This window comes from Thioalkalivibrio sp. ALJ3 (assembly GCF_000377205.1).
Classification (GTDB): Bacteria; Pseudomonadota; Gammaproteobacteria; order Ectothiorhodospirales; family Ectothiorhodospiraceae; genus Thioalkalivibrio.
On sequence record NZ_KB897908.1, the window covers coordinates 102,350 to 127,041 of the forward strand.

A 24,692-nucleotide genomic window follows, 5' to 3' on the forward strand; every position below is an offset into this window, starting at 1 on the left:
CCGTCGTCTGCCCGTGATTTACGGGGTTGCGACCAACTGGCGGGTGCGCAGATGCGTGGCCCCGACCACCGCAGCTGGCACCAGTAGCAGGTTCACCAGGGGCACCATCGCCAGCAGGGTCGTCCCGGCGCCGAACGCGAGGGTTTGCAGCCGGCGCGCCCGCAGGCGCTGGCGCACTGCATGGAATGCCAGGCCGTCGTTGGCCAGCGGAACCTCCATGAACTCCACCGCCAGGACCCAGCTGCCATAGAGGAACCAGGCTGCGGGCGCGAGCAGGTTGAGCCCGGGCACGAAGGTGATGATCAGCACCGGGATCAGCAGCAGGGCGTAATACCCGAGCTTGCGCGCAGCGGTGGCAAGCGCATGTACGAACTCCCCGGTCAGCGAGCGGGGCTCCGCCTGGGGCGGGTGGCCCAGTCCTTCTGCCGTGCGGTAAGCAAGCGGCCCGGAAAAGGGGCTGGCCACGATCGCGGCCAGGGCCACGGCGGAAATCCCGATCACCAGCAGCAGGAACAGGGCGAACAGCGGCCATAGCAGCCAGGCCAGCCAGTCCCAGGCCTGCGGCAGCCAGGCGGCCAGCAGAGCGTCAAAGCCCACGGCGGCGGCCGCGACCAGGGCGCCCACCAGCACAATGTTGATGATCAGCGGAATGATCACGAGCCCGCGCAGGGCGGGTTCGTGCACGCGTGTCAGGCCCCGGAACGGGGCGAGGAACGCGTAAAGCGGCGAGAGAGGCCTTGCCCGCTGATTCAGCGGCGGGCCCCGAACAGCGTCAGGACCAGGCCGACCACCGCCATGATCCCGCCGCCAATCAGATACATGCGGGTCTCGTCGGTGTAGCGCCCAGTGAAGGTTTCGTGCAACTCCTCACCCAGGCTGTCCGTTGCGTTGTACCCCATCACCAGCAGGATGACGCCACCCACCAGCAGGGCGATTCCGAGAATACGACTCCAGTGCATGTTTGCGTCCTTTTGTTGTTGTGGTGCTTTGCCTGAATGTAGCACTGATATCCGGCGCTGGCGGTGACGTATCCCGAGAAACGCCAGTTTCCCTGTCCGGCGCCCTGTCGCGCAGGGGTGTCCCGCGTAGGAGGCCAGCCCTCTGGCCGATGGGCTTGTCCGGCGTTGTATCGCGCAGGGGGCTGCGCTCCTACAGGGGGTGTCTTGCGTAGGAGGCCCGCCCTCTGGCCGATCGCCGTTGGCCCTCAGCGAGAAGGCGAGAAAGCCTCCAGATCCATGCCGATGCGCGCCAGGCGTGCGGCACCGTGTGCGGCGTCGTCGTTGTCTGCGGCCATCACCGGGATATCCAGGATGCGCTCGCGGATGCGCGTCCATGTGGGGTTCGCGGCCCCGCCACCGAGCGTGATGATGCGCTCCACGCGTGGAGCCCCGAGCTCCGTCAGACGCCGGTAGCCGTCGCGCTCGATGCGCGCGATCCCCTCGAACAGCCCCTGGAGAAAGCGCGCGTCTTCATCCGGGCGTGGCGTAAGGCGGGGTTCCAGTTCCGGATCACTGACCGGAAAGCGCTCGCCCCGTCGGGGCAGAGGCAGGTAATCGAGACCCGTGTCCGTATCCGGATCCATTTGCTCACTGAGTCGCTGTAGCGTGTCGTCGTCAAAGTGCTGGCGCAGTACCGCGCCGCCGCTGTTGGAGGCACCGCCGATCAGCCATTGGCCGAACAGGTGATGGCTGTAAATGCCCAGCTCGGGGGCAAACACGGGCTCCGACGAGAGCTGCTTGATCACCATGGTCGAACCCAGGCTGGTGACGCCGGTGCGGTCGTCCTCCACGCCGGAGGCGAGAAAGCCGGCGATGCTGTCGGTGGTCCCGGCAATCACCCGCGAGGCCGGGTTCAGGCCCAGGTGCTGCGCCATTTCCGGGGCGACCGGCCCCAGGTTCGTTCCCGCCGGTACAACCTCCGGCAGCAGATTGGCATCGGTGGTCAGGATGTCCTCCAGCCAGTCGGGCCAACCGTGCCAGAGGGCGTCATAGCCGAGCTTCAGGGCGTTGTTCTCATCCATCACGTCGAAGCGTCCGCGCAGGCGCCCGGCGATCCAGTCGGCCTGATGCAGCACGCGGCGCACGCCGGAGAGGCTCTCGTGGCGGCGCACCCACAGCAGCTTCGCCGCCGAGGAGCTGGGGCTGTGCACGGCCGACCCGCTGGGCGCGACCCCGGCGAGGATCGCAGTCATGTCGATGGCGCGGGCGTCGTTGTACATCATCGCCGGGCGTACCGGCCGGCCGTCGGCATCCAGGAACAACAGCGTGGCAGAGGTGCCGTCCACCGCGATCGCCACGGGCTCGCCCTTCAGGTGTTCCGCGGCCTCGCGCAGCAGGTCGCGCACCAGGGTCCACCACTGGGCAGGGTCCTGTTCCGCGATGCCGTCGCCGTCGGCTTCCGGTTCCGGGAGATCCCGTGAGGCGGAGTACACCCGTGCGCCGTCCGGGTCCACCAGCGCCAGGCGGATGCCGGAAGTCCCCAGGTCGAGGCCAATCGCGTGCATGGAACTCGGCTAGAGACCCGAATGCAGCGGGCTGCGTCCCGGAGGCGGAAGCGTGACCCGCTCCGGTGGGGTCCAGCCGGGCTGGCGGTGTTCGGCCACGACCGAGGTGTAGATACCGCCGCGCACGTTGAAGTACGAGGTCAGGCGCATGAAGCGCGGCTCGGTTGCCGCGACCAGATCCGCCAGGATCTGGTTGGTCACGGCCTCGTGAAAGGCCCCCTCGTCACGGAACGACCACATATAGTTCTTCAGCGACTTCAGCTCCACGCACTTGTGGTCGGCCACGTACTCCAGGTGCAGTTCCGCGAAGTCGGGCTGGCCGGTGGCCGGACACAGGCAGGTGAACTCCGGGATGCGGATATAGATCGCGAAATCGTTCTCCGGCGCCGGGTTGTCGAAGGTCTCCAGAGTCTTGCTCGGCTGGCTGGGCATCTACGTTTCTCGTTTCCGAATGAATGGTCCCGCCTGCGGACGGGCACACCTGCAAGCAGGCTTTCACAGGCGTTATGTTGTGATGGTGAACGGGACGGTCACGTTACCGGCACAAGCGTGTACCATTCTACCCCCGAGTGTCCTGACCGCGGATTACGCCGAACGTGCGACTCGCCCGAATCAAGCTGGCCGGCTTCAAGTCCTTCGTCGACCCGACGACGCTGGTGCTGCCCGGAAACCGGGTGGGCATCGTCGGGCCGAACGGCTGCGGCAAGTCGAACACCATCGACGCCGTGCGCTGGGTGATGGGCGAGTCCTCGGCCAAGCACCTGCGCGGCGACTCCAGCGAGGACGTGATCTTCAACGGCTCCTCCAGCCGCAAGCCGGTCGGGCAGGCCTCGATCGAGCTGATTTTCGACAACTCCGATGGCCGCCTGGGCGGCGAGTACAGCGCCTACGGCGAGATCGCCGTGCGCCGGGCGCTGACGCGTGACGGCCAGTCCAAGTACTTCCTCAACGGCCAGCGTGCCCGCAAACGCGACGTGGTGGACCTGTTCCTGGGCACCGGCCTCGGCCCGCGCAGCTACGCGATCATCGAGCAGGGCATGATCGCGCGCCTGATCGACGCGCGCCCCGAGGAACTGCGGGTCTATCTCGAGGAGGCCGCCGGCATCTCCAAGTACAAGGAGCGCCGACGCGAAACCGAGAACCGCGTGCGTCACACCCGCGAGAACCTCGAGCGCCTGGACGACGTGCGCGACGAAGTCGCCAAGCAGGCCGAACGCCTCAATCGCCAGGCCGCCACGGCCGAGCAGTACCAGACCCTCGCCGCCGAGCGGCGGCAGAAACGCGCCGAGGCGATCCTGCTGCGTCTGCGTGCGCAGGAACAGGAACTGGAGGCGAGCCGGCGTCGATTGCAGGAGGCCGAGACCCAGTTGGCCGGCATGCAGTCGGAGGCGCAAAAGGTGCGCACCGAAACCGAACAACAACGCCAGACGCGCGTAGACCTGGAGGCGGCCACCACCGAGGCGCAGTCCGCCTACTACGACCGCGCGGCCGAAGTCTCGCGCCTGGAACAGTCGATCCGCCATGCGGAGGACGAACTGGCCCGCGAGCGTGCCGAGCTGCAGCAGCTGGAACAGCGTCTGCAGACGGCCGGCGAGGCGTTTGCGGCACTGGAGCAGCGCATTGCCCAGGCCGAACACGAGCGCGACCAGCGCCAGCACGAGGCAGAGACCGCGGAGGCCGAGCGCGAACGGCTGGAGGCTGCGGCGGAGCAGGCCGAAACGGAATTTCAGGCCGCGCGCGAGGCCCAGTCCGAGTGGGAGCGCGCCCTGGCCGAGCCGCGCCAGAATGCGCAGCTCGCGCGTTCGCGCATGGATCACGCCGAGCACCAGCTCGCGCGCCTTGAGCAGCGCCGCGAACGCCTCGACGCCGAGCGCGCGGCCCTGCCGCAGACCCATCCCGGCGAGGAGGCCGAACGGCTGCAGGGCGAGCGCGATGCCCTGGCCGAGCGCCTGGAGCAGCTGCGTCAGCAGCGCGAGCAGCAACAGGAACAACTGAACCAGCTCAACGAGGCCCGCCGCGAAGCCCGCGACGCCCTGCACCAGGCCGAGCGCGAGGCGCGCGAGGTCGCGGGGCGTCTGGCGGGGCTGGAGCACTTCGCCGGCGAGGACGACCCCGCCCAGACGCGCGAGCGCCGCGAGGCCTGGGCGCGCGAACAGGGGCTGGACCTCTCGCGGCCCCTGGTGCAGCAGCTGGAGGTCGACGACGGCTGGGATACGGCCGTGGAGCTGGTGCTGGGGGCCTGGCTGGAGGCTGCCGTGCTGGACGCACCCGAGGCTACGCAAGACTGGCCAGATGCCGCGCTGCGTCTGGTGAGTACGCAGACGGATGCCGGCGCGGCGATCTCGGACGACTCGCTCGCCGTCCGCGTGCGCGGCTCCGCGGCCGTGACGCAGTGGCTGTCACGCATTCACTGTGCGCAGGATCTGGACGAGGCTCGGCGCCGCGTTGCGAGCCTCGCACCGGACGAGAGCGTGATCACGCCCGACGGTACCTGGATGGGGCCGGGGTGGGTCGCCCACCGCACGCTGGAAGGCGGTGCCTCCGGCGCGGTCGCGCGGGTGCGCCTGGCGCGCGAGCTGCGCGAACAGGAAGAGCAGCTGCAGGGTCAGATCGAGCAGCACCAGGCCACCCTGGCGGAACGGGGCGAGGCCATCGATGCCGCACAGGCCGAGCGCGATCGGCTGGATGCCCAGCTGCGTGAGCAGCAGGGCGAGATCGACGAACGCGACCGGCGGATCCAGCGTCTGCGCGATCAGGCCCGGCAGCTGGAACAGCAGCAGGCGCGGATCGATCGCGAGGCGGGCGAGCTGGAAGAAGAAACGGTTCGCGCACGGGAGCAGTTCGAGACCGCCCAGCAGGAGCGCAACCAGGCCCTCGCCACGCTGGAAACACTGGAGGCCGACCGCGGAACGCTGGAGAGTCGGCTGGAGGCCGCGCGCGACGCCCATAGTCAGGCCCGCGATGCGGTGCGTGAGGCGCGCGATGTCTCTGGGCGGGCGCGGATGGCGGAGCAGGAGGCGCGCCATCGGCTGGAGCGCGAGCAAAGCGAACGCGAACGTCTGGAACGCCAGCGCGCGGAGGATCGCGAGCGCCTGGAGAAGCTGCAGCAGGGCCTGGCCGGGCGCGAGGGGCCGCTGGAGCAATGGCGCGGAGATCTGCAGGCTGCCGCGGAGCAGCGCCAGCAGGCAGAAGAACGGCTGACCCGGGCGCGCGCGGATCTCGAGGCCTGCGATGCGCGGCTGCGCGAGCTGGCCACGCAGGCCGGCGAGCTGGACAGCCGTGTCGAGGCACAGCGTTCCACCTGCGAGGAGCTGCGCCTGGACCAGCGCGAACGCTCGGTGCAGATCGAACAGTTGAAGAGTCAATTTCAGGAGTCGGGGTTCGAGGCCGGGCCGCTGGCGGAGGGGCTCGCGGAGGATGCGACCGTCCCGGCCTGGGAGCAGGCGATTGCGGAGCTCGACCGCAAGATCGAACGCCTGGGACCGATCAACCTGGCGGCGATCGACGAGGCGCGCAGCCTGGAGGAACGTTCACGCTATCTCGAAGAGCAGCATGCCGATCTGATCGAGGCGCTGGAGACGCTGGAGGCGGCGATGCACCGCATCGACCGCGAGACGCGCCAGCTGTTCAAGCAGACCTTCGATCAGGTGAACGCCGGGCTGGGGCAGAAATTCCAGCGCCTGTTCGGCGGCGGCGAGGCGCGCCTGGAGATGACCGGCGACGACCTGCTGGATACCGGCGTGAACATCATGGCCCGCCCGCCGGGCAAGCGGCTTTCCACCATCCATCTAATGTCCGGAGGCGAGAAGGCGCTCACAGCATCGGCGCTGGTGTTCGCTATCTTTGAGTTGAATCCGGCACCCTTCTGCATGCTGGACGAGGTGGATGCGCCGCTCGACGAGGCCAACGTCGGGCGCTTCTGCGAGCTGCTTCAGGACATGTCCGAGCAGATCCAGTTCATCTTCATCACCCATAACAAGGCCACGATGGCGATGGCGGAACAGCTGATCGGCGTTACCATGCACGAACCGGGGGTCTCGCGTCTGGTGAGCGTGGACATCGACGAGGCCGTGGAACTGGCCGAGGCCTGAGCGGTTCCGTCCGAATTCGCGCGGCCGTACAACACGTAATGACGAGGTATTGAGTGGATTGGATGCGCATCAGTCTGGTGATCCTGGGCATCGTACTGGTCGCCGGTATCTGGATGGCCCATCGCCTGCGCACGCGCGATCGCGCGCCGGATCTGGATGATGACGCCACGGACTGGAGCGACGATGCCGTACACATTCGCGCCCAGGACGATGCCCGTCCGCGACGCCGGGAGGGGGAAACCGACAGTCTGGGGGCAGAAGCAGGCTGGGCCGATCCACTGGAAACCTCGCGCGAGTACACGCGGGATGCCGAGGAAGTGGATTCCGATGAGGGCTTCGACGATGTGCGCATTCCCCAGCGCGAGCGCGCGGAGCCGCATCTGGGTGTGACCTCGGCGGAGGACGACGAACTCCTGGCCACGGGCGAGCGGCATGCCGATCGAGCACAGGATATTTACGGCGTCCTGGACAACGACGAAGAGCCGGTTCCGCCACCGCCGCATGGCGCGTTCGAACCGGACCCGGAGGACGCGCCACGCCGTCGCCCCAAATCCCGTGCCGCGGAAACCGCGAAGAGCATGATGGACGAGCTGGGTGGTCGCATGCGCTCGGGCATCGCCGCGCTGCGCAGTGTTCGTCTGCGTCGCCCGCGTGCGGAAGAGACGCTCGGCGAGCAACTGCACCCGGATCACGAGGTGGACCCCGAACTGATCGAGGAACCGTCCCCCGACATGGAAACACTGGGCGAACATGTGTCCGAACCCCGTGTGGTCGGGCGCAATCCTCTACGGGGTGGACCGAGTTCCGACGAGAAGATCCTGCTGTTGCATGTGGTCGCGCCGCGCAACCGGCCGTTTACCGGCGTGGCCCTGGGGGCTGCACTGCAGCGCGCGGGGCTCAAGTCGGGCGCGATGGACATCTACCACTACCACGATGCCGAGATCGACAGCCGCCAGGCGCTGTTCTCCGCCGCGAACATGGTGCCGCCGGGCACGCTGCGCGAACAGGATCTGACGGACACGATGACCCCTGGCATCACGTTGTTCGTGCAGGTGCATAACAGCGCTGATCCGCAACGCGCGTTCGAGGCGCTGCTGGAGAATGCGCACGGCCTGGCGCGGGATCTGGGCGGCTCCATCCTCGATGCCCAGCAGTCCACTGCCACCAACCAGACGCTTGCCTACATGCGCGAGGACCTGAACGAGTGGCTGATGCGCCACCGCCCGGATCTGCTGCGGCGGCGGAGGGCGCGGTGAGTTCCCCCTCCGCGTCCCGGGGGGGCGCGGTGGGGGAGGCGGGCGAACGGGTCGAGCAGCTGCGGCGCCAGATCGAGCACCACAACTACCGCTACTACGTCCTCGACGACCCGGAGGTCTCCGACGCCGAGTTCGACACACTGATGCGCGAACTCGAACTACTCGAGGCCGAACACCCCGAGCTGGTCACCCCGGATTCTCCCACCCAGCGTGTCGGCGGCACCCCAGCCACCGGTTTCGACACGGTGCGGCATCGCCTGCCAATGCTGTCGCTGGCCAACGGCTTCGAAGCGGACGAGATCCGCGACTTCGACCGCCGCGTGCGCGAGCGCCTGGCGAAGCAGACCGGCGAGCCCGACCGTGTCGAACATGCCGTCGCCTACATGGCCGAGCCCAAGCTGGACGGCCTGGCGATCAGCCTGATCTACGAGAACGGCCGCCTGGTGCAGGCCGCCACGCGCGGCGACGGCGAGACCGGCGAGGACGTGACCGGCAATGTCCGCACCGTGCGCCCGATCCCGCTGCATCTCGGCGATCGCTATACCGACGATGCGCCGGGCGTGCTGGAGGTGCGCGGCGAGGTGTTCATGCGCCGCTCGGATTTCGTGCGTCTTAACCAGGGCCTGGAGGCCGATAGCCAGCGCGGTTTCATGAACCCGCGCAACGCCGCTGCCGGCAGTCTGCGTCAGCTGGACCCGAAGGTGACGGCGCGGCGCCCCTTGAGCTTTTTTGCCTACTCCATCGGCCATGTCGAGGGCGGCACGCTGCCGGACACCCAGTCCGGAACGCTGGACTGGTTGCATCACCTGGGCTTCCCGGTCTGCCCCGAGCGGGCAGTGCTGGAGGGTGCGGAGGGCTGCCTTGCCTACTACGAGCGCCTGGCCGAGCGCCGTCACGAGCTGGACTACGAGATCGACGGCATCGTCTACAAGGTCGACTCGCTGGAGGACCAGCAGCAACTGGGCTTCGTCTCGCGCGCGCCGCGCTGGGCCATCGCCCACAAGTTCCCGGCCGAGGAGCAGACGACCACGCTGCGCGCCGTCGACTTCCGCGTCGGCCGCACCGGGGCGCTGACCCCGGTCGCGCGGCTGGAGCCGGTACTGGTCGGCGGGGTCACGGTCAGCAATGCCACGCTGCACAACATGGACGAGATCGCGCGCAAGGACATCCGCATCGGCGATCGCGTGATTGTGCGCCGCGCCGGTGACGTGATCCCCGAGGTGGTCGGCCGCGCCGGCGGGGAGCGCCCGCAGGACACCCGCGCGATCGAGATGCCGTCGCGCTGCCCGGAGTGCGATTCGCATATCGAACGCCCGGAGGGCGAGGCCGTCGCCCGCTGCACCGGCGGGCTCGTCTGCCCCGCGCAGCGCCGCGAGGCCCTCAAGCACTTCGTCTCGCGCCGGGCCATGGACATCGAAGGCTTCGGTGAAAAGCTGATCGAACAGCTCGCCGATGGCGGCATCGTGCAAAGCCCGGCCGACCTGTTCGCGCTGGACGCCGAACGCCTGGAGGCCCTGGAGCGGGTCGGCCCCAAGCTCGCCGAGAACCTCGTGAATGCCCTGGAACAGGCGCGCGAGACCACGCTTGCGCGGTTCATCTTCGCCCTCGGCATCCGCGAGGTGGGCGAGGTCACCGCCCGCAACCTGGCCACGTACTACGGTGACCTGGACGCACTGATGCAGGCCGATGCCGAGGCCCTGCAGGAGGTTCCGGACGTCGGCCCCATCGTCGCCGAACACATCGCCAACTTCTTCGCCGAGCCCCACAACCGCGACGTGATCCAGGCCCTGCGCGACGCCGGCGTCCACTGGCCCGACCCGCCGCGGTCGCAAGCGGCAGAATCGAGCGACGCGACCCCACTGGCCGGCAACACCTATGTCCTGACCGGCAGCTTCGACACCATGACCCGCGAAGAAGCCAAAGCCGCCCTCGAGGCCCGCGGCGCCAAGGTCACCGGCTCCGTCTCCAAGAAGACGACCGCAGTCATCGCCGGCGCCGACCCCGGCTCCAAGGTCACCAAGGCCGAATCCCTCGGCATCCCCATCCTCGGCCCCGACGACCTCGCCGAGCTCCTCAACGAATCCCCCCTGTAGGAGGCCAGCCCCCTGGCCGATGGGGCGTGTCCGGCATCGCATCGCGCAGGGGGCTGCGCTCCTACCGGGGGGTGTCTTGCGTAGGAGGCCAGCCCTCTGGCCGATGGGGCGTATCCAGCACCCTATCGGCGAGAGGCTCGCCTCCTACAGGGGGTGTAGCGATGGCCTGGGGCGCTGGATGGATGCATTTTCATCAGGGGTTGCTTATGCTTCGCGCGCCGCGATGGAGTGCGGCGGGCGCCAGGGTCCGGCACTTGATGTAGTGTGGTCGGGCTGGGTTTTGTCGACAGGGCTTGAGGCCACGATCAGGATGCCGGACGGGCACATCACACTATGTTGAACCGTGGGCTGGAACGTCTGCTGAGGCTGCCGCGCGGCAAGAAGCGCTGGCTGATGATTGCGGCCGATGCAGTCATGCTGCCACTCGCGCTGTGGTCGGGTTTCATGATCCGCCTGGCCGAGCCGTTCCCTCCGGTCATGCAGCAGGCCTGGTGGCTTTTCCCCTTGATCGTGATCGTGGGGATCCCGTTGTTTGCCCGTCTGGGCCTGTACCGTGCCGTCGTGCGTTTCATGGGGTCACGCGCTATCTGGGCGGTAGGGTCCGGGGTCGTGGTGCTGGCGATGGTCATATGGGCGTCCGTCGCGATTGCCCAGCTGGAGGGGTTCCCGCGCTCGGTACCGATCAACTTCGCCATTGTGGCCTTTCTCTATGTCGGTGGCAGCCGCTTCCTGGTGCGAGCCTGGTATCGCTCGGTCGTGGATGTTGCACAAGGGGCCGAGCCAGTTGTGGTCTATGGCGCCGGCGAGGCAGGGGTCCAGCTCCTGTCGGCGCTCAAGGCGGGCGGCCGCTTCCGCATTGTGGCGTTCGTGGATGAAGATCGAGCGCTGCAGGGTAGTTCGATCGACGGGGTACCGGTTCATTCTCCGGAGCAACTGTCCGGCGTGGTGGATCGGTTCGGTGTGGGGCGTTTGTTGCTCGCGCTTCCCTCGGCCACCCGCAACGAGCGTCGGCACATCCTGGAAAGGCTGGAACACCTGCCCCTGTATGTTCAGTCCGTGCCGTCGATGGAGGCGGTCGTCTCTGGACAGGCCAGCCTGGAACAGCTGGAAGATATCGATGTGGCGGATCTGCTCGGTCGAGATCCGGTCCCGCCCGAGCCCGAGTTGCTGCAGCGCAGTATTCGGGGCCGTGTCGTCATGGTCACGGGCGCCGGCGGCTCCATTGGCTCCGAGCTGTGCCGCCGCATCGTGCTGGAGGAACCCGCCGCACTGGTGCTCTATGAACGCAACGAGTTCGCGCTCTACAGCATTGAACGCGAGCTGCTGGAGCGATCGGTGCCGTCTGGCCGGATGCCCGCGATTCACGCCATTCTCGGGTCCGTTGCCAATCCACGCAGGGTTTCCGCCGTATTGAGCGAATACGGGGTGCAAACGCTTTATCACGCCGCCGCCTACAAGCACGTGCCGATCGTGGAAGCCAATCTGATCGAAGGCGTGCGGAACAATGTGTTCGGCACGGCCATCCTCGCGGATGCTGCCATCGAAGCCGGGGTCGAGCGCTTCATCCTGATCTCCACCGACAAGGCCGTCAGGCCTACGAACGTAATGGGCGCGACCAAGCGCATGGCCGAAATGGTCCTGCAGGACCGCGCCCGCGAGAAGCGCGACACCATCTTCAGTATGGTGCGCTTTGGCAACGTTCTGGGCTCCTCGGGCTCGGTGGTGCCGTTGTTCCATCAGCAGATCCGCGATGGCGGTCCGGTCACCGTTACCCATCCCGAAATCACTCGCTATTTCATGTCGATCCCGGAAGCGGCCGAGCTGGTGATTCAGGCCGGGGCGATGGCCCAGGGGGGCGAGGTCTACGTGCTGGATATGGGCGAACCCGTACGTATTGTCGACCTGGCACGTCGAATGATCCGGCTGCACGGACGTCAGGTGAAGGAAGACGGCTACCCCGAAGACGGCATCGAGATCGTGTTTACCGGATTGCGTCCCGGCGAGAAGCTCTACGAGGAGCTGCTGATCGGCGACAATGTGGAAGCTACCGTGCACCCGCGGATCATGCGTGCTCGCGAGGACTGTGTTGCCCCTGCCGATGTTCGCGCCGCGCTCGCACAACTCGACCAAGCGGACCGCGAAATGGATACCGAACAAGCCTGCACAACGCTCCGTGGCGTCGTACACGAGTACTCACCAGCGGAGCATTCCCCGCAGACGCTCGAACGTATGGGCTTGCCATCGGGGTGAGCAACGGGGCCAACTTTCGCATGCGGGCTTGCAGCGTGCCGGGTGCCGTGCTGGAATCGCCGTTCATTGAATGAACAGCCAACCGCGTGCTGCCCCCCGCGCAGCCGAAATTGCGACTCCATGCCTTCCGACGAACTTCATTTCAAACTCCTGCGCTTGCTGGAGGAAGACCCCACGCGATCGCAGCGCGCTCTGGCGCGCGAGCTGGGTATTTCCGTCGGGGGGACCAATCACGCCCTCCGGGCGCTGCTCGCGCGTGGCTGGGTCAAGGCGCAGAATTTCACGCGCAGCGGTAACAAACGCGGATATCTGTATAAGCTCACCCCGAGCGGCGTGAGCGAAAAGGCACGACTGGCCTATTACTTCCTGCAACGTAAACGCGCGGAACACGAGGCCTTGATGGCCGAGATCGAACAGCTGCGGGCCGAGGTGGGGCGCCAGGAACGTGACTGAAGCCACGGTCGTTCAGCGGGGAACGCGCACCGTGCACGACACGCCATCGCCAGGCACCGGTATTCTGCGCGCGCTAACCCAGCGAGTCGGTTAGGAGAAGCCCGACCGCCCCGCGGGCTGTCACTGTAGGAGCGCAGCCCTCTGCGCGATGGGGTGCTGGACAGGCCCCATCGGCCAGAGGGCTGGCCTCCTACAGGGGGGGATGCCTCTGCGGATGTAGGAGCGCAGCCCCCTGCGCGATGGGGTGTTGGACAGGCCCTATCGGCCAGGGGGCTGGCCTCCTACGGTTTCGGGGCCAGAGGGCGGATCCTCGCCGATACGGTACCGGCCAGCCGCAAACGGTGGCTAACCTCAACCAATGCGCACATCAACAAACAGGAATGACAAGGAATTCGGGATGAAGATCGCAGTTGCCGGTACCGGCTATGTAGGCCTTTCCAATGCGGTGTTGCTGGCGCAGCACCACGAGGTGGTGGCGCTGGATGTGGTGCCCGAGAAGGTCGAGCAGATCAACCGCAAGGAATCGCCGATCATCGACGCCGAGATCCAGGATTTCCTGCAGAACCGATCCCTCAACCTGACCGCCACGCTCGACAAGCAGCAGGCCTACGAGGGGGCGGACTTCATCGTTGTCGCCACGCCCACGGACTACGACCCGCAGACCAACTACTTCAACACCAACACGGTCGAGTCCGTGATCCGCGATGTGCTGGCGATCAACCCGCACGCCACCATGGTGATCAAGTCCACCGTGCCGGTCGGCTACACGCGCGAGATCAAGGCGCAAATGGAGACCGACAACATCCTGTTCTCGCCGGAGTTCCTGCGCGAGGGCCGGGCGCTGTACGACAACCTGCACCCCTCCCGCATTATCGTCGGTGAACAATCCGAGCGGGCCGAGACCTTCGCCAACCTCCTGGCCGAGGGTGCGATCGACGACGACATCCCGATGCTGTTCACCAACTCCACCGAGGCCGAGGCGATCAAGCTGTTCGCCAACACCTATCTGGCCATGCGGGTGGCGTACTTCAACGAGCTGGACACCTATGCCGAGACCCATGGCCTGGACACCCGCCAGATCATTGACGGCGTATGTCTGGACCCGCGCATCGGCAGCCACTACAACAACCCGTCGTTCGGCTACGGGGGCTACTGCCTGCCGAAGGACACCAAGCAGCTGCTGGCCAACTACGACGAAGTCCCCAACAACATCATCGGGGCCATCGTGGACGCCAATCGTACCCGCAAAGACTTCGTGGCCGACGCGATCATTCGCCGCAATCCCAAGATCGTCGGTGTCTACCGGCTGGTGATGAAGAGCGGCTCCGACAACTTCCGCGCCTCCGCCATCCAAGGCGTGATGAAACGCATCAAGGCCAAGGGCATCGAGGTGGTCGTCTACGAGCCGGAGCTCCCGGACGAGGAGTTCTATCGCTCCCGTGTTATCCGCGACCTCGAAGAGTTCAAGCGCATGAGCGACGTGATCGTCGCCAACCGCATCACCGACGACATCCGCGACCAGACCGACAAGATCTACACCCGCGACCTCTTCGGCAGCGACTAACCCTTCTACACACCAACACCCCTGTAGGAGGCCAGCCCCCTGGCCGATCGGGGGTGTCGGACAGGCCTAATCGGCCAGAGGCTGGCCTCCTACGGATCTTGGGCCTTCCCGCCTGTAGGAGCGTAGCCCCCTGCGCGATGGGGTGTATCTCGGGCCCGATCGGCCAGGGGGCTGGCCTCCTACGGTGATGGGCCGTTGGCTGGAGGGCGATTTAATTGTTTTCCGTAGCCCTGACGTTCGCCAGAAACTCTCGGAAAAAGGCGCCAAACACGCCCAACATCAGTCCCAGTACCACAGAAAGCGCAATGATCAGACCCCGGCGGTCTTCAGCCGGAGAGGCCGACATCACGGCGATCTCGCCGATTTCCAGGTTGGAGTAACGCTCGATGGCTGGTTCATGTTGCAGGCGCGCAGATTCGAACCAGTCTCGGTCCAGCGCGCGAGCGAAGGGAATCTCCTGCAGCGCCATGGTCTTGCGTTCCACCTTTTGCTGCAGTTCTTCGCGCGAGGCCGGAATAGTGACCTCAATTTCTTCTTGCAGGTGCTGAGAGCGCTCCATCAGTGCTGCACGGGTGGTCTGTCGTTCGACACGCACGTTGGCCGGCAGGTCACCACCGAGACCAGCAAGGTCGTCGAGTAGCAACTGAACCTCCGACCGTTGTTCGCCCAGCAACTCCTCTCGTGCTGCGAGGCGCTCCAGTTGGCGCTCTGCGGAGTCCAGCGCCAGGCCAAGCTCCTGCTCCTCTCGGTCGAGGGATGCCTGGCGGAATTCGTGCTGCCGCTGCAGCGCCATCCATTTACCCTCGAGTTCCTGGCGTGCCACGGCAATACGTTGCGCTGCCCGAGCCTGCAGGTTGTCCGCAACTCGGGCGTGCAATGCCTCCACCGACGAGGCACGTTCTTTGGGAGCCAGAGTCGACAGCGTCACCAACGGCATTTCTCCCAGTCTCTCCAGGGAGGCCGAGAGCCCGCGTACGTCGTGTTCGCTGGCCAACTCTGCGATGGCCGCGTCAACCAACTGAAGTTCCGTTTCTTCGCGCAGGGCCGCCACGTCCACCAGGGCCTTGCCCTCGATATCCGCTGGCAGGGTAATCCACGTGTCGAACGCATAGCGCGGCGTCTGCATCAAGGCATACATCACGCCTGCCAGCAGTACGGCGAGCGCAATCCCGATCAACCACCATTTGCGCTGCTCCAGCACCTTCCACAAGTCGATCAGACTGATCTCGTCGTCGTAGGGACGGGAGAGCATCTTGTCGCGCTCTGGCGGCGACGAGGGTGTGCTGGTCTTGTGGTCGTTCGCAGCCATCGAGCGGTCTCGGGTCATTGTTCAAGCGCACGCATTGTCCGGATTTAGTCGAATAAAGGGAATCCGGCCAATGGACGGACGTTAGTTCCGTCTCAGAAAACGCCCGAGCTTGGCATTTGCCCATCCTGCGTGTGCGTGGTCAAATTCGCATCCACCCCCGAGCATCCCCCTGTAGGAGGCCAGCCCCCCTGAGCGATGGGGCGTTGGTGATGCCCCAATCGGCCAGGGGGCTGGCCTCCTACAGAAGGCGAGGCGACGACGGATGACGGAGTGGAATGGGTCACGCCGTACGGCGGCACGCGGGCGGGCGACGCGCACCGCGGTGGCATGTACGTACCTGTAGGAGCGCAGCCCTCTGCGCGATGGGGTGTTGGTGATGCCCCAATCGGCCAGAAGGCTGGCCTCCTACAGAACGCGAAACGAGAACGGATGACGGAATGGAATTGATTACGCCTTATGGCGATGTGCTCTGCGAGCGCTATGTGGACGAGGCGACGGCCCGCGAATTGAGGGAAGCGGCGCGGGATATGCCCTCCTGGGACCTGACCCTGCGCCAGCAGTGTGACGCAGAGCTGCTGCTGAATGGGGGTTTCTCCCCGCTGACGGGCTTCATGGGCCCGGCGGACTACGACGGCGTGCTCGAGAACATGCGCCTGGCCGACGGCACGCTGTGGCCGATGCCGATCGCGCTGGATGTGACCGAAGCCTTCGCCGCGCAGGTGGAGGAGGGCAGCCGCATCGCCCTGCGCGATGACGAGGGTATGCTCGTCGCGGTGATGGACGTGGAGCATCGCTGGACGCCCGATCGCACTCGCGAGGCGGAACAGGTATTTGGCACTCGCGATACCGTGCACCCGGGCGTCAACGAGCTGTTGCATCGCACGGGCCCCGTCTATCTGGGCGGCACGCTGCATGGTCTCGAGGCCCCGGTCCACCACGACTTTCGCAACTACCGCTACAGCCCGAGAGAGCTGCGCGAATACTTCCAGAAGCTCGGCTGGAGCCGCGTAGTCGCCTTCCAGACGCGTAACCCCATGCACCGCGCCCAGGTGGAGCTCACCCGGCGCGCCGTGCGCCAGACCGAGGCCAACCTGCTGATTCATCCGGTAGTGGGCGTGACCGCCCCGGGCGACGTGGATCATTACGCCCGCGTGCGCTGTTACGAGCATGTGCTGCGTCAGGCCCCGGAGCAGACCACCCAGCTGAGCCTCTTGCCGCTGGCGATGCGCATGGGCGGCCCGCGTGAGGCCCTGTGGCACGCGATCATCCGCCGCAACTACGGCTGCACGCACATGATCGTCGGCCGCGACCATGCCAGCCCCGATGCAGGCCCGGACGAGCAGGCCTTCTACGGCCCCTATGAGGCACAGGAACTGATTCAGCACCATGCCGACGAGATCGGCATCGAAATGGTCCCTTTCCAGGCCATGACCTACGTGCAGGATCGGGCGGACTTCGTGCCGGCCGACGAGGTGCGCGAGGGCGAACACACCCTCAGCCTCCCCAGCTCGGAATTCCGCCGCCGCCTGCGCGAAGGTCTGGAGATCCCGGAATGGTTCTCCTACCCGGAGGTAGTGCAGGAGCTTCGCCGCAGCTTCCCGCCGCGCGACCGCCAGGGCTTCACCGTGTTCTTCACCGGCCTGTCCGGTTCAGGCAAGTCCACCATGGCCAACGCCCTGCGGGTCAAGCTGATGGAACTGGGCGGGCGCGCCGTCACGCTGCTGGATGGCGATATCGTGCGCAAGGAGCTCTCCAGCGAGCTCGGCTTCTCCAGGGAGCACCGCGACATCAACGTCCAGCGCATCGGCTTTGTTGCCAGCGAGATCACCAAGAATGGCGGCTGCGCCATCTGCGCACCCATCGCGCCGTACACCGACATGCGCCGCCGCGTGCGCGAACGCATCGAGCGGGTAGGGGGCTTTATCGAAGTCCACGTCGCCACGCCCCTGGACACCTGCGAGGCCCGCGACCGCAAGGGCCTCTACGCCAAGGCCCGCGCCGGTATCATCAAGGAATTCACCGGCATCGACGACCCCTACCAGGAGCCGCAAAACCCCGAGCTGCGCCTCGACACCCGCGAGATGACTCCGGACGAAGCCGCCCACCGCATTCTGCTCAAGCTGGAGGCCATGGGGTTCATCCGTAACCCTTAGCGCACGATCGGCCAGGGGGCTGGCCTCCTACAGGGGGCACAAGGAGCGTTCGCCAATCTGCCGCATCGATGCTAAATTCGTAAAACGAACCATCGATCGATCAAGGTGCTGTAATGGAAGCCCTCACCATCTCTCCGAAATATCAGGTCGTCATCCCCAAGGCGGTACGCGAGGCGCTGCATCTTCGTGCGGGCCAGAAGGTTCAGATTGTCGCGTACGACGACCGCATCGAACTGATTCCCGAACGGCGTATGAGCGAGATGCGGGGGTTCCTCAAGGGCATTGCCCCAGACATCCCGCGCGACGGAGACCGCGTGTGAACGTGGTCGATTCGTCCGCGTGGCTGGAATACTTTGCCGACGGCCCCAATGCCGATGTGTTTGCAGATGCAATCGAGACCACGGCAGAACTGATCGTGCCCACAATCAGCCTCTACGAAGTCTTCAAACGGGTACTCCAGCAACGAGGCGAGGCGGCGGCCCTGCAGGCCGCCGCACTGATGCAGCAGGGCGAACTCGTCGAACTCACGGGGCCTTTGGCGCTGTCCGCCGCCAGCCTTGGCAACCAGCACCGTCTCCCGCTCGCCGACAGCATTATCTACGCCACCGCGCGCGCCCATCAGGCCGATCTCTGGACCCAGGACGCGGATTTCGACGGGCTTCCGGCCGTTCACTACATCCCGAGGCATCCCCTGTAGGAGGCCAGCCCTCTGGCCGATGGGGTGTTGGACATATCCAATCGGCCAGGGGGCTGGCCTCCTACGATGGGTCCCGGGCATCCTGTAGGAGCGCAGCCCCCTGCGCGATGGGAAGCCAGACAAAGCCCCAACGACCAGAACCTGGTTCATGGCCAGCCGAAGAGAACACCAGACAACCCCCACCCGCCCCTCGGCGAACACACCAATCCGACAACGGGAGCGATGCCATGGATGGCAAACCTCACGCTCAGGCCCTGCGCCGTGGCCGCTATTCCGAGCCCGGGCGCATCTACCTCATCACCACCGTCACGCGGGATCGCACACCGGTGTTCCGCGATTTCACCGCCGCCCGTGCACTGGTCGCTACGCTGCGCCACGCGCAATCGCTCGGGCATGCGGATACGCTGGCGTATGTGGTGATGCCCGATCATCTGCACTGGCTGATGACGCTCGGCGACAACATGTCCCTGTCCACCGTCGTGCGGTCGGTCAAGGCAGTCACCGCCCGCAGGCTCGGGCGAGCGCTCTGGCAGCCCGGGTTCCACGATCACGCGGTACGCCGCGAAGAAGACCTGACGGCGCTGGCCCGCTATATCGCCGCCAATCCCTTGCGTGCCGGTTTGGTGCGCAACCTGGGTGACTATCCTCACTGGGACGCGATCTGGCTTTGATCGGTGGGGTTGCGCCGAACGCCCAATCGGCCAGAGGGCTGGCCTCCTACACGGGGGTCGGGTTGCTGTAGGAGCGCAGCCCTGTGCGCGATGGGGTGGTGGTGATGCCCCGATCGGCCAGGGGGCTGGCCTCCTACAGGGGGTGTTCGATTGTTGTAGGAGCGCAGCCCCCTGCGCGATGCGGCGCCGGGTATACCCCCAATCGGCCCGAGGCCGCCCCCTGCATCGTGGTGCTTATCCTGGGTATAATCTAGTCTAGTCAATTAAACTAAGTCGGATACCGGTGCGAGGGCAGACATGAACGAGACGGTAAACATCCATGAGGCCAAGACGCATTTGTCCCGCCTGCTGGACAAGGTTAGCCGGGGCGAGCCGGTGGTGATCGCTCGGGCCGGCAAGCCGATTGCCCGCCTTACGCGTGTCGAGGCCCCGGTACCGGCTGTGGCCAGCCGCGTCGGTTTCCTCAAAGGGCAGGTGAGTGTGCCGGACGACTTCGAACGGATGGGCGAGGAGGCCATTGTCGAGGCGTTCGAGGGCGACGATGCATCTCCTTCTTGATACGCACATCCTCCTGTGGGCGGCTGCCGATTCCCCACGGCTGCCTTCCGAGGCGCGCGAGCTAATCCTCAACCCTGAGTATGACCTCGCGTACAGTGCCGCCAGCCTGTGGGAAGTCACCATCAAGAGGGGCCTCGGGCGTAGCGACTTCGTCGTCGAGCCAGCTGTCCTGCGACGGGAGCTTCGCGAGCACGGCTATACGGAACTACCCATCGACGGGACCCATGCGCTGGCGGTGGGCCACTTGCCGGAGATCCACAAGGACCCGTTCGACCGGATCCTGATTGCCCAGGCCGAGTCCGAAGGCTACCTCCTGCTCACCAGCGACACCCGCCTGGCCCAGTACCCAGGCCCCATCCGCCTGGTGTAAGCGACAACCCGTCACCCTCTGCTGTAGGAGCGCAGCCCTCTGCGCGATGGGGCGGTGGTGATGTCCCAATCGGCCAGGGGGCTGGCCTCCTACAGGTGCTATAATCGGTACTCAAATCGGTACTGGAGGGTGTATGGAGAATGTGATTTCGGCGCAGGAGATCAAGCGGCGCGGCATTAGCGCGGTGGATCGGGCGCTGGAGAAGGGGCCGGTGCACGTGATCCAGCGCAATCGTCCGCGTTACGTGATCCTGAGCGAGGAGTCCTACCAGCGTTTGGCGGCGGGCGTAGAGGCCCGGGGGCACCTGTGGCACCGGTTGCTGGAAGACGATGCAACGCCGGCTGCACCCCGAAGCCGGGAGGATCTGGACCGTGAATTGCAATCGGAGCGCGAAGGCTGGTCCGATTGATGCTGGCATTCCTGGATGCCAGTGCCATCATCTATCTCCTGGAGGGCGATACTCGTACCCGAGAGGCGGTTCGCCAGGTGCTCAGAAATCTGGAGCAGAGCGACGGCCCTCCGGCGCTGGTGGTCTCCGCCTTGAGCCGCCTGGAATGCCGCGTGCGCCCGCTGCGCGAATCGAACACCCCGGTTCTTGAACAACTGGATGCATTTTTCGACGACCCGGGGTTGTCGGTCGTTGCGCTGGATACGGCCATTCTGGACAAAGCGACGGAACTGCGTGCTCACCATGGACTGCGCACACCCGACGCCATTCAGGCAGCATCCCTGCTCGCAGTCGACCCGCAAGGCGCCTTCGTGACGGGCGATGGCGACTTTGAAAAGGTACCCGGCCTGCACGTCCACCGGATTCCCCGTTGACCCGTAAACGCCCCTACGGCCGCATCCCGACCGAAAATGTAGGAGGCCAGCCCCCTGGCCGATTTGGGCGTTGGACAGGCCCCATCGGCCAGAGCGCCAGCCACCACCAATGCCGCGCCACCCCCCAAACCTTGAGCCCAACCCCCCAACCATGCTCCAATCCGCGTTCAACCACTGAACGCACCACCCTGTAGGAGGCCAGCCCCCTGGCCGATCACCCTTGAGCCAAGCAGCCAACCTCCTGCAGAGCAACACCCCAACGGAACCCAACCCCAGTGACCCCCGGCCCCACCACCCCCTGCGCCCAGCAACAATCCCCCTGTAGGAGCGCAGCCCCCTGCGCGATACGGTGTGTCCAGGGCCCAATCGGCCAGAGGGCTGGCCTCCTACGCAAGACGCCCCCTGTAGGAGCGCAGCCCCCTGCGCGATGGGGCGTGTCCAGGGCCCTCTCGGCCAGAGGGCTGGCCTCCTACGCATCTCGGGCCCAGTCCCCCTGTAGGAGCGCAGGCCCCTGCGCGATGGGGTGTGTGCAGGGCCCAATCGGCCAGAGGGCTGGCCTCCTACAGGAAAAGGCTCGCCAACGGAGCCTTGCCTGATGAACACCTGGCGCAAAGCCCTGGCCCTTCTCACCCCCAGGGAAAAGCGCCGCGGCGGGCTCGTGCTCGGTATGGTCATCGTCATGGCCGTGCTGGAAACCGCCGGTGTCGCCTCGGTCATGCCGTTTCTGAGCGTGCTGGGCAACCCCGAAGTGGTGCAGACCAACACGGTGCTCAACGCCCTCTACGATGGCCTCGGTTTTACCTCGGTGGATGCCTTCATCTTCGCGCTGGGCGCGGCCGCCTTCGGGCTGATCCTGTTCTCTGCCTGCTTCCGCTCGCTCACGCATTACGTGATGAATCGCTTCATCGAGACGCGTCGTCACAGCATCGGCAAGCGGCTGCTGGAAACCTACCTGCGCCAGCCCTACGCGTTCTTTCTCGATCGCCACAGTGGCGACATGGCCAAGAACATCCTCTCCGAGGTGGACCAGCTCGTACAGAATGTCTTTCGGCCCGGGATGCAGATGGTCGCCTACAGCGTCGTGCTTCTCGCACTGGTCATCCTGTTGGTGGTGGTCGACCCCTGGCTGGCGTTAGGTGTGGCGGTGGTCATCGGCGGGATGTACGCACTCATCTTTGGCAGTGTGCGCGGCCTGCTCGGTAGGGTGGGGCGCGATCGAGCACGCGCCAACCAGGAACGCTTCACTGCCGCCAGCGAGGCCCTGGGCGGTATCAAGGACATCAAACTGCTCGGCCGCGAGCGCGCCTACCTGTCCCGGTTCGACGGCCCCTCCAGCCGTCAGGCTCGTCACCAAGCCACGAACCAGACGCTCAGCGAAGTCCCCAAGTTCATCATCGAGGCTGTCGGATTCGGTGGTGTGATCGCGCTTGCGCTGGTGCTGCTGGCCACCCAGGGTGGCACGGACAGCAATGCTCTGGGCGACATCCTGCCGATTCTTGGGCTTTATGCCTTTGCCGGTTACCGACTGCTCCCCGCCGCTCAGTACATCTACAAGGGCTTCGCCAAATTACGGTTCGGTGGGGCGGCCGTGGACAATGCGTACAACGACCTTTGCCAGGGGGAGGCATTGGCCGAGCTCTATAAACGGGCCCCGGAGCCTCTGGTCCCACAGCAGATGATTGCTCTGCAAAACATCCACTACACGTACCCGAACGCCGAGCACCCGGCGTTGAAGGGCATCAATCTGGAAATCCCGGTGGGCACGTCCGTGGGGATCGTCGGTACGTCCGGCTCCGGCAAAACCACGCTGGTCGACGTACTCCTGGGGCTTTTGCGGCCCACTGAGGGGGCGATCGTGGTGGATGATCAGCCCATCACTGCCGACAATCTGCGCGCGTGGCAGCAGGCGCTGGGCTACGTGCCACAGAACATTTTCCTTACTGATTCCAGCGTGGCCGAGAACATCGCGCTGGGTGTCCCTGCCGATCAGATCGACCATGAACAGGTCGAGCGATGCGCCCGTATGGCTCAGGTACACGACTTCATTGTGGGTGAGATGCCGCAGGGCTACGCCACCTTGGTCGGCGAGCGCGGAGTTCGGCTTTCAGGCGGCCAATTGCAGCGAATCGGCATAGCGCGCGCCCTTTACCACGACCCGCCCGTACTGGTGTTCGACGAGGCCACAAGCGCCCTGGATACCGAGACTGAGGCGGCACTCATGCAGGCCGTCGAGCGGCTCGCTGCAACCAAGACGCTCATCCTGATCGCGCATCGTTTGTCCACTGTAGAAAAGTGCAGTCAGGTTGTCTCCTTGTCGTCTGGACACTCAGACGTGCGGACACGGTTGTGACAGATCAATCCATCCAGCGCATCGGGCTTGCGTGAGCATGCCTTCAAAGCCGCTCCTGGTGGAGTTCATCGGCCTGCCGGGAGCGGGCAAGTCCACGATTTGCCGCGCACTGGCCGAGCAGGCGGGTTCTGGATCGGATGTGCATGTGCCTTCGATCCAGCGAAGCTTGCTGGATCGAATGCTGCGCCGGTCCCGAATGGACTATATCGCTTCCATGGGGCACTTGAAGACGACCTTCCGAAGGCATCCGTATGTAGCCAATGGAACATTGCGAATGTACCTGGACGGCCTTCGACAGACCGAGCGGGATCGGCGTATCCAGCGTATGCGGCGCAACGCACTGGTGAGGGATTTGGTCCGGCATCTGACACTGCAAAGTCGGTCGGCCGGGGGTGTTTACGTAATGGATGAAGGCGTTGCCCAAAGGGGCGTGAGTGCGCTGCTTTCCGGTGTTTCGGGCAGGGTGATCATGCATCACTACGCCAACATGCCCCTCGCAGATGTTTACGTGTATGTGGAGGCAGACGATCAAATAGCCGCGGAGCGTCTCGAACAACGGGACGGTAAGGATTGGAAGCGAGCTGCGGCAAAGCACTATTGCGAACTGATCGACCACATCCAGCAGCGGGGTCGGCCCATTATCCGTGTCTCGGGCGAACGGGATCCCGGTGAGTCGGCACTGATCATTCACCGGGAATTGCAAAAGTACAGAGCATAGTATCGCCGAATGCTCATGGGCTTGGTTGGCCTTTGCGCTGAGATCATTGGGACCTGGAATATGAGAAAGCAGGTGGACAAGTCGCACTACGCCTTTGGCGACTACGTACACAAACGTCGGTGGGCGAGCGTGTGGCATCAGCTGGACGAGGTCACCAGGCTGGAACCCGAGCGGGTCCTGGAGGTGGGTCCGGGCCCGGGCCTGTTCAAGGCGGCGGCAGGCGTGATTGGCGTTCACGTCGAGACGCTGGATCTGGACCCGGAACTTCGTCCTGACTATGTCGCCTCGGTGTTCCATTTGCCCTTCGATGCGGATGTATTCGACGTCGTCTGCGCGTTCCAGATGCTGGAGCATTTGCCGTTCGAGCGGAGTCTCGAGGCCTTCCAGGAGATGGCCCGCGTGGCGCGAAAGGCGGTGGTCATCTCCTTGCCGGACGCGGCCACCCGTTGGCCGGTATCGATCCATGTGCCAAGGATCGGAGCGGTCAAATTTTCGATCCCCAAACCACGGCTAAAGGCACCACGGCATCAGTTCGATGGGCAGCACTACTGGGAGATCAACAAGGCGGGGTACTCACTGGAGCGAGTCACGAATGCCTTTCTGACGGATGCCACGGTGCGCTTGGGCCGGACGTTCCGGGTTCCGGAGTACCCCTATCACCGCTTCTTCGTTTTCGAGAAACGGTGACGGGCCCACGTGTGATGTTGGGCGATGCCCCTGCAGGCCCTGCGTCGGCCCGAGTCGCGTCGCGGCGACCCCGGGTACGGGCAACCGAGTGGCAGCCTCGAGTAGCCTGGCGTGCCGCCGCTCGGTTCGGCTTCCCGAGCTCGTGAC

At 65.5% G+C, this 24,692-nt stretch carries 22 protein-coding genes; 17 read left to right on the forward strand and 5 right to left on the reverse strand.

What is annotated here, in order from left to right:
* Positions 1-18: 18 nt before the first annotated feature.
* The 4 genes from cysZ to queF all read right to left on the reverse strand — a co-directional run bounded on the left by cysZ (position 19) and on the right by queF (position 2,935).
* Entirely contained in the window at positions 19-693 is a 675-nt protein-coding gene (cysZ, locus tag C935_RS0109215; RefSeq protein WP_081616595.1) for a sulfate transporter CysZ, read from the reverse strand.
* Between the two features lie 56 nt (positions 694-749).
* Positions 750-959, reverse strand: coding sequence for a DUF3185 family protein (locus tag C935_RS0109220; protein ID WP_018862214.1), 210 nt, complete (start codon positions 957-959; stop codon positions 750-752).
* 245 nt (positions 960-1,204) lie between these two features.
* On the reverse strand, positions 1,205-2,503 hold the full coding sequence (locus C935_RS0109225; protein ID WP_018862215.1) for an FGGY-family carbohydrate kinase: 1,299 nt from the start codon (positions 2,501-2,503) through the stop codon (positions 1,205-1,207).
* Between the two features lie 9 nt (positions 2,504-2,512).
* On the reverse strand, positions 2,513-2,935 hold the full coding sequence (gene queF, locus C935_RS0109230; protein WP_018174047.1) for a preQ(1) synthase: 423 nt from the start codon (positions 2,933-2,935) through the stop codon (positions 2,513-2,515).
* 164 nt (positions 2,936-3,099) lie between these two features.
* Between queF and smc the strand changes: the two genes are divergently transcribed.
* From smc to C935_RS0109260, 6 genes are all read left to right on the forward strand, one after another.
* Complete coding sequence (smc, locus tag C935_RS0109235; RefSeq protein WP_018862216.1) at positions 3,100-6,594, forward strand: chromosome segregation protein SMC; 3,495 nt, start codon at positions 3,100-3,102, stop codon at positions 6,592-6,594.
* A gap of 62 nt (positions 6,595-6,656) precedes the next feature.
* Positions 6,657-7,850: a cell division protein ZipA C-terminal FtsZ-binding domain-containing protein gene (locus tag C935_RS0109240; protein ID WP_018862217.1), complete on the forward strand. Its 1,194-nt coding sequence runs from the start codon at positions 6,657-6,659 to the stop codon at positions 7,848-7,850.
* Positions 7,847-9,943, forward strand: a complete 2,097-nt coding sequence (gene ligA, locus C935_RS0109245; protein WP_026278744.1) for an NAD-dependent DNA ligase LigA — start codon at positions 7,847-7,849, stop codon at positions 9,941-9,943. Before C935_RS0109240 ends, ligA begins: the two co-directional genes overlap by 4 nt.
* A 333-nt stretch (positions 9,944-10,276) precedes the next feature.
* Positions 10,277-12,193, forward strand: coding sequence for a nucleoside-diphosphate sugar epimerase/dehydratase (locus C935_RS0109250; RefSeq protein WP_018862219.1), 1,917 nt, complete (start codon positions 10,277-10,279; stop codon positions 12,191-12,193).
* A 120-nt stretch (positions 12,194-12,313) separates the two neighbouring features.
* A complete protein-coding gene (locus tag C935_RS0109255) occupies positions 12,314-12,646 on the forward strand; it encodes a MarR family EPS-associated transcriptional regulator (RefSeq protein ID WP_018862220.1) in 333 nt (110 codons plus the stop codon).
* A gap of 397 nt (positions 12,647-13,043) precedes the next feature.
* Entirely contained in the window at positions 13,044-14,210 is a 1,167-nt protein-coding gene (locus tag C935_RS0109260) for a nucleotide sugar dehydrogenase (RefSeq protein ID WP_018862221.1), read from the forward strand.
* Between the two features lie 211 nt (positions 14,211-14,421).
* On the opposite strand, the gene C935_RS0109265 is transcribed toward C935_RS0109260, so the two are convergent.
* Positions 14,422-15,519, reverse strand: coding sequence for a Wzz/FepE/Etk N-terminal domain-containing protein (locus C935_RS0109265; protein ID WP_018862222.1), 1,098 nt, complete (start codon positions 15,517-15,519; stop codon positions 14,422-14,424).
* A 437-nt stretch (positions 15,520-15,956) separates the two neighbouring features.
* Between C935_RS0109265 and C935_RS0109270 the strand changes: the two genes are divergently transcribed.
* The 11 genes from C935_RS0109270 (at position 15,957) to C935_RS0109320 (ending at position 24,545) form a co-directional block, all read left to right on the forward strand.
* A complete protein-coding gene (locus tag C935_RS0109270) occupies positions 15,957-17,672 on the forward strand; it encodes a bifunctional sulfate adenylyltransferase/adenylylsulfate kinase (RefSeq protein WP_018862223.1) in 1,716 nt (571 codons plus the stop codon).
* 113 nt (positions 17,673-17,785) lie between these two features.
* Entirely contained in the window at positions 17,786-17,992 is a 207-nt protein-coding gene (locus tag C935_RS0109275; protein WP_018862224.1) for an AbrB/MazE/SpoVT family DNA-binding domain-containing protein, read from the forward strand.
* The gene (locus C935_RS0109280) at positions 17,989-18,369 is read left to right on the forward strand and encodes a type II toxin-antitoxin system VapC family toxin (protein WP_018862225.1); all 381 of its coding nucleotides are present in this window, start codon (positions 17,989-17,991) and stop codon (positions 18,367-18,369) included. The genes C935_RS0109275 and C935_RS0109280 overlap by 4 nt, the downstream gene beginning before the upstream one ends.
* A 227-nt stretch (positions 18,370-18,596) precedes the next feature.
* Positions 18,597-19,040 carry a transposase gene (locus C935_RS0109285; protein ID WP_018862226.1) on the forward strand — a complete coding sequence of 148 codons (444 nt, stop codon included), beginning with the start codon at positions 18,597-18,599 and terminating at the stop codon, positions 19,038-19,040.
* A 297-nt stretch (positions 19,041-19,337) separates the two neighbouring features.
* Positions 19,338-19,598, forward strand: coding sequence for a type II toxin-antitoxin system Phd/YefM family antitoxin (locus C935_RS0109290; RefSeq protein WP_018862227.1), 261 nt, complete (start codon positions 19,338-19,340; stop codon positions 19,596-19,598).
* Complete coding sequence (locus C935_RS0109295; protein WP_018862228.1) at positions 19,582-19,968, forward strand: type II toxin-antitoxin system VapC family toxin; 387 nt, start codon at positions 19,582-19,584, stop codon at positions 19,966-19,968. Before C935_RS0109290 ends, C935_RS0109295 begins: the two co-directional genes overlap by 17 nt.
* A gap of 133 nt (positions 19,969-20,101) precedes the next feature.
* On the forward strand, positions 20,102-20,377 hold the full coding sequence (locus C935_RS0109300) for a type II toxin-antitoxin system Phd/YefM family antitoxin (protein WP_018862229.1): 276 nt from the start codon (positions 20,102-20,104) through the stop codon (positions 20,375-20,377).
* Entirely contained in the window at positions 20,377-20,790 is a 414-nt protein-coding gene (locus C935_RS0109305) for a PIN domain-containing protein (RefSeq protein ID WP_018862230.1), read from the forward strand. Before C935_RS0109300 ends, C935_RS0109305 begins: the two co-directional genes overlap by 1 nt.
* Before the next feature lie 595 nt (positions 20,791-21,385).
* Positions 21,386-23,140 carry an ABC transporter ATP-binding protein gene (locus C935_RS0109310; RefSeq protein ID WP_018862231.1) on the forward strand — a complete coding sequence of 585 codons (1,755 nt, stop codon included), beginning with the start codon at positions 21,386-21,388 and terminating at the stop codon, positions 23,138-23,140.
* Positions 23,141-23,177: 37 nt separating this feature from the next.
* Positions 23,178-23,858 (forward strand): AAA family ATPase, encoded by a 681-nt coding sequence (locus C935_RS0109315; protein WP_081616596.1) that lies wholly within the window; start codon positions 23,178-23,180, stop codon positions 23,856-23,858.
* A 60-nt stretch (positions 23,859-23,918) separates the two neighbouring features.
* Complete coding sequence (locus tag C935_RS0109320) at positions 23,919-24,545, forward strand: class I SAM-dependent methyltransferase (RefSeq protein WP_026278746.1); 627 nt, start codon at positions 23,919-23,921, stop codon at positions 24,543-24,545.
* The last annotated feature ends 147 nt before the right edge of the window (positions 24,546-24,692 follow it).

Excerpts from the sequence above, each read along its gene's own strand:
- C935_RS0109220 (WP_018862214.1), bottom strand. The coding sequence starts at position 959 with ATGCACTGGAGTCGTATTCTCGGAATCGCCCTGCTGGTGGGTGGCGTC.
- C935_RS0109225 (WP_018862215.1), bottom strand. The coding sequence starts at position 2,503 with ATGCACGCGATTGGCCTCGACCTGGGGACTTCCGGCATCCGCCTGGCG.
- queF (WP_018174047.1), bottom strand. The coding sequence starts at position 2,935 with ATGCCCAGCCAGCCGAGCAAGACTCTGGAGACCTTCGACAACCCGGCG.
- C935_RS0109240 (WP_018862217.1), top strand. The coding sequence starts at position 6,657 with ATGCGCATCAGTCTGGTGATCCTGGGCATCGTACTGGTCGCCGGTATC.
- C935_RS0109250 (WP_018862219.1), top strand. The coding sequence starts at position 10,277 with ATGTTGAACCGTGGGCTGGAACGTCTGCTGAGGCTGCCGCGCGGCAAG.
- C935_RS0109255 (WP_018862220.1), top strand. The coding sequence starts at position 12,314 with ATGCCTTCCGACGAACTTCATTTCAAACTCCTGCGCTTGCTGGAGGAA.
- C935_RS0109260 (WP_018862221.1), top strand. The coding sequence starts at position 13,044 with ATGAAGATCGCAGTTGCCGGTACCGGCTATGTAGGCCTTTCCAATGCG.
- C935_RS0109265 (WP_018862222.1), bottom strand. The coding sequence starts at position 15,519 with ATGGCTGCGAACGACCACAAGACCAGCACACCCTCGTCGCCGCCAGAG.
- C935_RS0109270 (WP_018862223.1), top strand. The coding sequence starts at position 15,957 with ATGGAATTGATTACGCCTTATGGCGATGTGCTCTGCGAGCGCTATGTG.
- C935_RS0109275 (WP_018862224.1), top strand. The coding sequence starts at position 17,786 with ATGGAAGCCCTCACCATCTCTCCGAAATATCAGGTCGTCATCCCCAAG.
- C935_RS0109285 (WP_018862226.1), top strand. The coding sequence starts at position 18,597 with ATGGATGGCAAACCTCACGCTCAGGCCCTGCGCCGTGGCCGCTATTCC.
- C935_RS0109290 (WP_018862227.1), top strand. The coding sequence starts at position 19,338 with ATGAACGAGACGGTAAACATCCATGAGGCCAAGACGCATTTGTCCCGC.
- C935_RS0109295 (WP_018862228.1), top strand. The coding sequence starts at position 19,582 with ATGCATCTCCTTCTTGATACGCACATCCTCCTGTGGGCGGCTGCCGAT.
- C935_RS0109300 (WP_018862229.1), top strand. The coding sequence starts at position 20,102 with ATGGAGAATGTGATTTCGGCGCAGGAGATCAAGCGGCGCGGCATTAGC.
- C935_RS0109305 (WP_018862230.1), top strand. The coding sequence starts at position 20,377 with ATGCTGGCATTCCTGGATGCCAGTGCCATCATCTATCTCCTGGAGGGC.
- C935_RS0109310 (WP_018862231.1), top strand. The coding sequence starts at position 21,386 with ATGAACACCTGGCGCAAAGCCCTGGCCCTTCTCACCCCCAGGGAAAAG.
- C935_RS0109315 (WP_081616596.1), top strand. The coding sequence starts at position 23,178 with ATGCCTTCAAAGCCGCTCCTGGTGGAGTTCATCGGCCTGCCGGGAGCG.
- C935_RS0109320 (WP_026278746.1), top strand. The coding sequence starts at position 23,919 with ATGAGAAAGCAGGTGGACAAGTCGCACTACGCCTTTGGCGACTACGTA.